Genomic DNA, 8,235 nt, shown 5'->3' with positions numbered 1-8,235 from the left:
CGAAGCACCCGGGTTGTTTCTTTGGGGGGGGGGGGAGGACTTGAAAAAAGGGGGTGCCTGGTGGTAGGCGCGCCCCCCACAGAAAAAGAGGGGGCCCCCCCCGGGGGGGGGCCCCCCGCTTCGCTGTGTGCGTCAGGCCGACGTCCTGACCGCGGAGCCCGCCGGGGACGGCTGCCGTACGACGCGGCGGCGCCGGGTCGGGATGCCGAGCGTCGGGTTGGCGACGCCCCAGGCGGCGCCCTTGCAGACCAACTCCTTGTATACGGCGGCGAACCGGCCGGCGAGGGTGGCGTTCACGGCGCGGTCGTCGGCGGTGACGTACTGGATCAGGCCCTCCTTGCGGCCCAGCGAGATGCACTGGTTGAAGTAGCGCAGCGGTGCGTTCGGGAGCTTGCCGCCGGTCAGCCGGGCCGCGATGGAGTCGGCGGCCTGCCAGGCCATGGGGGTGCCCGAGGCGCAGGACATGCGCAGCGGCTTGTCGCCGGGGCCCATCGCCATGGCCGCGTCGCCGATGGCGTAGACCTCGGGATGCGAGATCGAGCGCATGGTCCCGTCGACCACGATCCGGCCGGTGCCGGTGACCTCCAGGGCGGTGGCCCGCGCGATCGGGTGGACGGCGAAGCCGGTGGTCAAGACGGTCACCGCGGCCGGGATCGTGGTGCCGTCGGCGGTGGTCACCCGGTCCGCTCCGACGGCGGCGACGGCGGCGTGCTCGTGCACCGTGATGCCGAGCCTGCCGAAGACCTTGCGCAGGTGCTGGGCGCCCTTGGGCGAGAGCCAGTCGCCGAGTCCGCCGCGAGCGGCGAGGGCGACGTCCAGGTCCGGGCGGGCCTCGGCGATCTCGGTCACGGCCTCGAGTCCGGTGAGGCCGCCGCCGACGACGACCACGGGCTGTCCGGCCTCCAGCCGGGCCAGGCGCTCGCGCAGCCGGAGTGCGCCGGGGCGGCCGGCGATCTGGTGGGCGTGCTCGGCGGCACCGGGGACACCGTGGTCGTTCCAGGCGCTGCCGAGGGCGTACACGAGGGTGTCGTACTCCAGCTCCTCGGGCTCTGCCGCCTCGTCGCCGTGCGCGTCGACGACGCTGACCCTCCTGCGGTCGACGTCGACGCCCGTGACCCTCGCCGGCCTCAGTTCGACGCCGGTGCCCGCGAACATCTCGCTGAAGGGCCGCGGCCTGAGGTCCTGTCCGACGGCGAGCTGGTGCATCCGTACGCGCTCGACGAAGTCGGATTCGGCGTTGACGAGGGTGATGGCGACGTCCGCGCGGTGCAGCCGCTTGGCGAGACGCCCGGCGGCGATGGCTCCGGAGTATCCGGCTCCGAGGACGACGATGCGGTGCTGCATGTCCGTACTCCTGTCTTCGGCTGTCTTCAGCGGGTTCGCCCCTTGAACCGGACGGCCCGCCGATTCCTGACAGAAGGACGGTGTGAAGCAGGTCACATTGTGATCAGAAGGCGTGAAGCAGCGGCTCCCCGTGGTCCGAGGCCGCCCACCGCCGCGTCGCGCGTTCGAGCTTGTCGGGGTTGACCTGGTTGCGGAATCCGGCGATGCCCTCGGCGGTCACCTCCAGGCACATCACGCCGACGACCCGGCCGGCGACGACGGCCACGACGGCCGGGTCGCCGTTGGCGGTGAAGGCGTAGACCTCCGGCGAACCACCGACCAGGGAGCGCTTGGCCTTGCTCGGCCGGAACAGGCCGCGCAGGAACTTCGCGACCGCGAGGGCACCCTCGAACGCCTTGGCGCGGGCCGGGATCTTGCCCCCGCCGTCGCCGATCGAGACGGCGTCCTGGGTGAGCAGCCGTACGAGCGGCTCGGTACGGCCACTGGTGGCGGCCGCGAGGAACTCCTCGACGACCCGCCGGGCAGCGGCCTCGTCGACCTCGGTACGTGCCTTGCCGGCCGCGACGTGCTGCTTGGCGCGGTGGAAGATCTGCTGGCTGGCGGCCTCGGTGAGATCGAGGATCTCGGCGATCTCCCGGTGCGGGTAGCCGAAGGCCTCCCGCAGCACATACACCGCCCGCTCGCCCGGGGAGAGGCGCTCCAGTACGGCGAGGACCGCGAACGAGACCGATTCGCGCTGCTCGGCGGTGTCGGCCGGGCCGAGCATCGGATCCCCGGCGAGCAGCGGCTCGGGGAGCCACTGGCCCACGTAGGTCTCGCGGCGCGCGCGGGCCGAGGTGAGCTGGTTGAGGCACAGGTTGGTGAGCACCTTCGTCAGCCAGGCCTCGGGCACCTCGACACGATCGACGTCGGCGGCCTGCCAGCGCAGGAACGTCTCCTGTACGACGTCCTCGGCCTCGCTCGCGGAGCCCAGAAGGCGGTAGGCGATGGCCCCCAGACGGGGCCTTGCCGCCTCGAACCGGTCCACGTCGTCCAGGGTGAGGGCCATGGCGGGATCCTAGCTTTCTCCTCCTGATCCCTCGCTTCACGTGGCACGGGGTCGCCGCCGGGGTAGGCCGTGAGCATGACCATCGACGTCACCGCCCTGCGGGCCCACTTCCCCTCCCTGGAGAGCGGCCTCGCCTTCTTCGACGGACCGGGCGGAACGCAGACCCCCCGCGAGGTCGCCGACGCCATCGCCGCGACGCTCACCGGCCCCCTGTCCAACCGGGGCGGCGTCAGCCCGTCCGAGCGCAACGCCGAGCGCGCCGTCACGGACTTCCGCGCCGCGTACGCCGACCTGCTGAACGTGCCCGCGGACGGCATCGTCCACGGACGCAGCGCCACCCAGCTGACGTACGACTTCTCGCGCCACCTCGCCAAGACCTGGCGCGCGGGCGACGAGATCGTCGTCAGCCGGCTGGACCACGACTCCAACGTGCGCCCCTGGCTGCAGGCGGCCGAGCGGGCCGGGGTGGCGGTCCGCTGGATCGAGATCGACCCGGAGACCACGGAACTGGATCTGGGCTCCTACGAGCGGGCCCTGACCTCCCGGACCCGGCTGGTCGCGGTCACGGCGGCCTCCAACGTGCTGGGCACCAAGCCGCCCCTGCGCCGGATCGTCGACCGCGCCCACGACGTCGGCGCCCTTGTGTACGTGGACGGCGTCCACTACGCCGCACACCATCTCGTGGACGTACCCGCGCTCGGGGCGGACCTGTTCGTCTGCTCGCCGTACAAGTTCCTCGGACCGCACTGCGGGGTGCTCGCGGCGGCGCCCGATCTCCTCGGCACCCTGCGCCCGGACAAGCTCCTGCCCTCCCCCGACACCGTCCCGGAGCGTTTCGAGTTCGGCACGCTGCCGTACGAGATCCTCGCGGGCGCCACCGCGGCCGTCGACTTCCTCGCCGGGGCGGACCCGGGCCCCGGGACCGGACGACGGGACCGGCTGACGCACTCGCTGGACGCCCTGCACGCGCACGAGCGGTCGCTGCGGACCCGACTCCAGGACGGCCTGCGGGCGTTGGGGGACGCGCTCACCCTGCACTCGAAGGCCGCCGACCGCACCCCGACGCTGCTGATGACCCTCGAAGGCCGCGACGCCCGCGAGGCCCAGGCCCACCTGGCCGCTCGGGGCGTGGTGGCACCGGCGGGGTCGTTCTACGCCCACGAGCCCTTCACCGCGCTGAAGATCGAGAACCCCGCGTTGCGCGTGGGCCTGGCCCCCTACAACACCGCCGACGACGTGGACCGCTGCCTCGAGGGCCTCGCGTCCTTCCTGTCAACCGGGGTCGGCCGCTGAGGCGTTCGCCTTCGGCGGGGCTGCGCGATCCGGTCCGCCTCGCCCTGCATGATCGACCTCCGTGGGTTCGCTTCGACCGGACCGCCCGCACTCACTCGCCGGCCCCGCGAGAACGCGGGGCCGGCCGTGGTGTCCGCTTCTGTCAGAGGCTGGTGCCGGGGTCCTGCGGCCGGATTCGACCGCGCCAGCCGCCGGTGCTCCCGCCGCCCTCGACGTAGTCCTTGAAGCGCCGCATGTCCCCCTTCACCCGGCGGTCGATCACGCCGAGCGCGTCCGCGCCCTTCTCGGCGGCACCGGTCGGCTCGACGTCCATCGTGAGCTCCACCCGGGTGTGCGTGTCGTCCAGCCGCTCGAACCGGACCGAGCCGCGCTGCCGGGTGTCACCGCCGACGGACCGCCAGGTGATCCGGTCGTCCGCCAGCTGGTCGACGATCTCCGTGTCGAACTCGCGCCGCACCCCGCCGATGCTGGTGGTCCAGTGGTTGTGCCGGTCGTCGAGCTGGGTGATCTCGTCGACGCCCTCCATGAAGTTCGGGAAGTCCTCGAACTGCGTCCACTGGTCGTACGCCCTGCGGAGCGGAACCTCCACGTCGACCGTTTCCTTGACCGTGCTCATCGATCCCTCCTGGTCCGCTCGTCATGGAGCCGGCCGCGATGGGCCGACCCCGTGCGTGTTCGAGGCGCCGGGTACCCGGGAAATCCGGCGTAAAAGATCGTCGGCGCGCCGGTTCGCGTATCAGGTCGGCGGCGGGGGAACTCGGCGGCCATGAACGCCGAGAGTGAGTTCCACGGGTCCCACTGGCTCCAGACCGCGCCGCCCGGCGCCCCCGCTCCCCCACCGGCCGGTGACCTCACCGTCGACGTCGCCGTGGTCGGCGGCGGCATCGCGGGACTCAGTACGGCCTGGGAACTGGCCCGGCGGGGACGCGAGGTGGCCGTCCTGGAGGCGGGACGCCTCGCCGCCGGCGTCACCGGGCACACCACGGCCAAGCTCACCGCCCTGCACACCCTGGTCTACGACCGCCTGCGCCGCACCCGCGGCCCCGAGGGCGCCCGGCTGTACGCGCGCTCGCAGTCCGCCGCGATCCGGCACGCCGCCGAGACCGTGGCGGAGCTCGGCATCGACTGCGAGTGGGAGGAGGCGGCGGCCTTCACCTACGCCGAGGACCCGGGGCGCGTAGGGGAGCTGCGGGCGGAGGCGGAGGCGGCACGTGAGGCCGGTCTGCCGGCCGAGTTCGTCACGGAGACGGAGCTGCCCTTCCCGGTCGCCGGAGCGGTCCGGGTGAGCGGTGAGGCGCAGTTCCACCCCCGGAAGTACCTGCTGGCGCTCGCGGACGACCTGCGCCGCAACGGCGGCTCGGTGTACGAGGGCACCCGGGTCGTCGGGCTCAGCGAAGGCGAACCCTGTGTGCTGACGACCGACGCGGGTGTGTCGGTGCGCGCCCGCGAAGTCGTGATCGCCACGCACTACCCCGTCTTCGACCGGGCCCTGCTCTTCACCCGGCTGTCCCCGCGCCGGGAACTGGTCGTGGCCGGGGCCATCGACCAAGGCCAGGCCCCGCGCGACATGTACATCACCCCCGAGCAGGGCACGCGCTCCGTGCGCACCGCACCCCTCGGCGACGGCGAGCGCCTGCTGATCGTCACCGGGGAGCACTTCACTCCCGGCGCCGCCGACGTCGAGAAACGGTTCGCCCGGCTGACCGGCTGGGCCGAGAGCCGCTTCCCCGAGGTCACGCTCACGCACCGGTGGGCCACCCAGGACAACGACTCCACCGACTCCGTCCCGCTCGTCGGGCCGCTGCACCCCGGCAGCCGCCACACCTATGTGGCGACCGGGTTCGGCGGCTGGGGTCTGAGCGGCGGCATCATGGCGGGCCGTCTGCTCGGCGACCTCGTGACCGGACAGCAGGTCGAGTGGAGCGGCCTCTACGATCCCCGCCGGCTGCTCTCCGTGGTGCGCGAGGGCGGTGCCTTCCTGAAGCACCAGGCGCAGGTGGCCCGGCACTTCGTCGGCGACCGGATACCGCCGCTGACCGGGCCCGCGCCGGAGGACATCCCGCCGGGCGACGGCGCCGTCGTGCGGGTGGGCACGGGGCAGTACGCCGTACACCGCGACGACGACGGTCGACTCCGGGCCGTGTCGGCGCGCTGCACCCACCTCGGCTGCCTCGTGGCCTTCAACCGGGCGGAACAGGCATGGGAGTGCCCCTGCCACGGCTCCCGCTTCGCCCCGGACGGCCGGATCCTCCAGGGACCCGCCGTGCGGCCCCTGAAGAAGCGCGACCTGTGAGGGGAGCGATGTTTTCCGGCCAGGCGCGAGGGAACCCGGGCGGCACGTCATCGAGAGCCGGCTCAGGCTCCTTTCGCAGCGAGACCAGAGAGAAGTTGAAGCGCCGTGACCGCGCGCACCCTCAAGAAGGAAGTCCTGCATGTGCCCGAGACCGGCTGGACGAAGTCCCGTCATCGCCGCGGCAAGGTGATCCGTACGTGCCTCCCCGCCGTGGAGGACACGGGTGGCCCGGCCCGCACGAGCGCGGACTGGAACATCGTCCGGGGCGAGGACTGAGCCACCGCCCCTCGGCGAGGACCGACGTACCCCACCGACCTCGCAGCGGAGGATGCCCATGACAGCGGACGCCCTCGCCGCCGCCCCTCCGCTCCGCTGCTGGGTCCCCCGGGGCGTCTACCCTCCGCAGACCGACAGCCGGCTCCTGGGGCGGGCGATGCGCCGGGAGGGCGTGACGGCACGCACGGACGTACTGGACCTCGGCACCGGAAGCGGCATTCTCGCGGTGGAGGCGGCGCGCCTCGGCGGCCGGGTCACCGCCGTCGACATCTCCTGGCGGGCGCTCGCCGCCACCTGGTGCAACGCCCGGCTGAACGGCCAGGCCCTGCGCTTGCGCCACGGCGACCTGGCGCACGCGGTGCCGGGCCGCCGCTTCGACCTGGTGCTCTCCAACCCGCCCTATGTGCCCGCCCCCGACCCCGCGCCGCCCAGGGGGCAGGCCAGGGCCTGGGACGCCGGACATGACGGACGCCTGCTGATCGACCGCCTCTGCGACAACGCGCCCACGCTGCTGCGCCCGACCGGGACGCTGCTGCTCGTCCACTCGCATCTGTGCGGCGTCGGCGCCACGCTGACCCGCCTGGCCGACGCCGGTCTGCGCGCGGAGGTCGTCGACCGGACCCTGCTGCCCTTCGGTCGCGTCCTGCGGTCACGGCTGGCCTGGCTGAGCGGACAGGGGCTGACGGCCGACGGTACGACGGAGGAGCTGGTGGTGATCCGTGCCGAACACACCTGAACGTCCCCGACGGGTCCGCGTCCGCGTGCAGCGCGACGGACCGCTGCTGGTCGAGGGGCCCGTCGACGTGGTGGGCGAGGACGGCGAGGTGACGACCTCGAACCGGTTCGCCGTGGCGATCTGCACCTGCCGCCGCAGCCGGATCTTCCCCTGGTGCGACACCAGCCACCGCCGCCGCGCCGCGCGCACCGGCGAAGGCGGGGTCACGTGACACACGCCGGCCCCCGACCGCAGTCGCGGCACCGGGCACCGCCGTTGCCCGCGCCGCGCGGTGCGCTCTCCGGCGCCGTGACGGCTCTGCTGCGCGGATCGGACCCCGGGAGCCTTCCCTCCCCGGAGCCCGCCGCCCCCTACGGCGACGACCTGCAACTGGCCCTCTACGTCCTCTACGAGCTGCACTACCAGGGCTTCCAGGACGTGCCCGACGACCTGGAGTGGGACGGCGGACTGCTGGCGTACCGCGGTGCGCTCGAGGACCGCTTCCTGGGCGCGCTGCGCCGGGACGTGCCCGTCGACGGCACCGACACGGCCCTGCGGGCGCTGGACGGGCTCCAGGTCGAGCCGGTGGACGCCCCCGACAGCGTCTCGCACTTCCTCCGCGACCGGGGCGACCTCGAACAGATGCGGGAGTACGCGGCCCTGCGCTCGCTGTACCACCTCAAGGAGGCGGACCCGCACGCCTGGGTCATCCCCCGGCTGCACGGGCGGGCCAAGGCGGCCATGGTCGCCGTCGAGTTCGACGAGTTCGGAGGCGGCCGCGCCGAGGAGATCCACGCCCAGCTGTTCGCCGACCTGATGGCGGACCTCGGGCTGGACACGGCGTACGGCACCTATGTCGATGCGGCGCCCGCCGAAGCGCTGGCGACCGTCAACCTCATGTCCCTGCTCGGACTGCACCGGGCGCGGCGCGCGGCGCTCGTCGGGCACTTCGCCGCCGTCGAGGTCACCTCGTCCCCGGCCTCGCGCCGGCTCGCCGATGCCCTGGACCGGGTGGGCGCCGGCCCGGCGGCCGTACGGTTCTACACCGAGCACGTGGAGGCCGACGCCGTGCACGAGCAGGTGGTACGGCACGACGTCGTCGGCGGGCTCCTGGAGAGCGAACCGCGGCTGGAGGCCGACGTGGTGTTCGGGATCCGCGCGACCACCCACCTCGAGGACCGGCTGGCGGCCGTACTGCTCGGCGCCTGGCGCGAGGGCGGCAGTGCGCTGCGCACGCCCCGCGTGATTCATTGACGATGCATCAAA

At 73.2% G+C, this 8,235-nt stretch carries 9 protein-coding genes; 6 read left to right on the top strand and 3 right to left on the bottom strand.

What is annotated here, in order from left to right; genetic code table 11:
* Positions 1-132: 132 nt before the first annotated feature.
* The gene (locus tag ACFQ6S_RS22480) at positions 133-1,344 is read right to left on the bottom strand and encodes an NAD(P)/FAD-dependent oxidoreductase (RefSeq protein ID WP_383412464.1); all 1,212 of its coding nucleotides are present in this window, start codon (positions 1,342-1,344) and stop codon (positions 133-135) included.
* Between the two features lie 103 nt (positions 1,345-1,447).
* Complete coding sequence (sigJ, locus tag ACFQ6S_RS22475) at positions 1,448-2,392, bottom strand: RNA polymerase sigma factor SigJ (protein ID WP_383412462.1); 945 nt, start codon at positions 2,390-2,392, stop codon at positions 1,448-1,450.
* A gap of 75 nt (positions 2,393-2,467) precedes the next feature.
* On the opposite strand from sigJ, the gene ACFQ6S_RS22470 reads away from it, so the two are divergent.
* Entirely contained in the window at positions 2,468-3,685 is a 1,218-nt protein-coding gene (locus ACFQ6S_RS22470; protein WP_383412459.1) for a cysteine desulfurase-like protein, read from the top strand.
* A 142-nt stretch (positions 3,686-3,827) separates the two neighbouring features.
* On the opposite strand, the gene ACFQ6S_RS22465 is transcribed toward ACFQ6S_RS22470, so the two are convergent.
* Positions 3,828-4,301, bottom strand: a complete 474-nt coding sequence (locus ACFQ6S_RS22465) for an SRPBCC family protein (RefSeq protein WP_383412456.1) — start codon at positions 4,299-4,301, stop codon at positions 3,828-3,830.
* 150 nt (positions 4,302-4,451) lie between these two features.
* On the opposite strand from ACFQ6S_RS22465, the gene ACFQ6S_RS22460 reads away from it, so the two are divergent.
* From ACFQ6S_RS22460 to ACFQ6S_RS22440, 5 genes are all read left to right on the top strand, one after another.
* A complete protein-coding gene (locus ACFQ6S_RS22460; RefSeq protein ID WP_383412453.1) occupies positions 4,452-5,978 on the top strand; it encodes an FAD-dependent oxidoreductase in 1,527 nt (508 codons plus the stop codon).
* Positions 5,979-6,083: 105 nt separating this feature from the next.
* Entirely contained in the window at positions 6,084-6,254 is a 171-nt protein-coding gene (locus tag ACFQ6S_RS22455) for a hypothetical protein (protein ID WP_383412451.1), read from the top strand.
* A gap of 58 nt (positions 6,255-6,312) precedes the next feature.
* Positions 6,313-6,990: a HemK2/MTQ2 family protein methyltransferase gene (locus tag ACFQ6S_RS22450; protein WP_383412448.1), complete on the top strand. Its 678-nt coding sequence runs from the start codon at positions 6,313-6,315 to the stop codon at positions 6,988-6,990.
* Positions 6,974-7,201: a CDGSH iron-sulfur domain-containing protein gene (locus ACFQ6S_RS22445; RefSeq protein ID WP_383412445.1), complete on the top strand. Its 228-nt coding sequence runs from the start codon at positions 6,974-6,976 to the stop codon at positions 7,199-7,201. Before ACFQ6S_RS22450 ends, ACFQ6S_RS22445 begins: the two co-directional genes overlap by 17 nt.
* Positions 7,198-8,223, top strand: a complete 1,026-nt coding sequence (locus tag ACFQ6S_RS22440) for an iron-containing redox enzyme family protein (protein WP_383412442.1) — start codon at positions 7,198-7,200, stop codon at positions 8,221-8,223. Before ACFQ6S_RS22445 ends, ACFQ6S_RS22440 begins: the two co-directional genes overlap by 4 nt.
* Positions 8,224-8,235: the final 12 nt, after the last annotated feature.

The organism is Streptomyces sp. NPDC056479, assembly GCF_042795335.1.
Taxonomy (GTDB): Bacteria; Actinomycetota; Actinomycetes; order Streptomycetales; family Streptomycetaceae; genus Streptomyces.
Note: the sequence above shows the minus strand (reverse complement) of the source record. Positions and strands in the feature narration are given on the sequence as shown.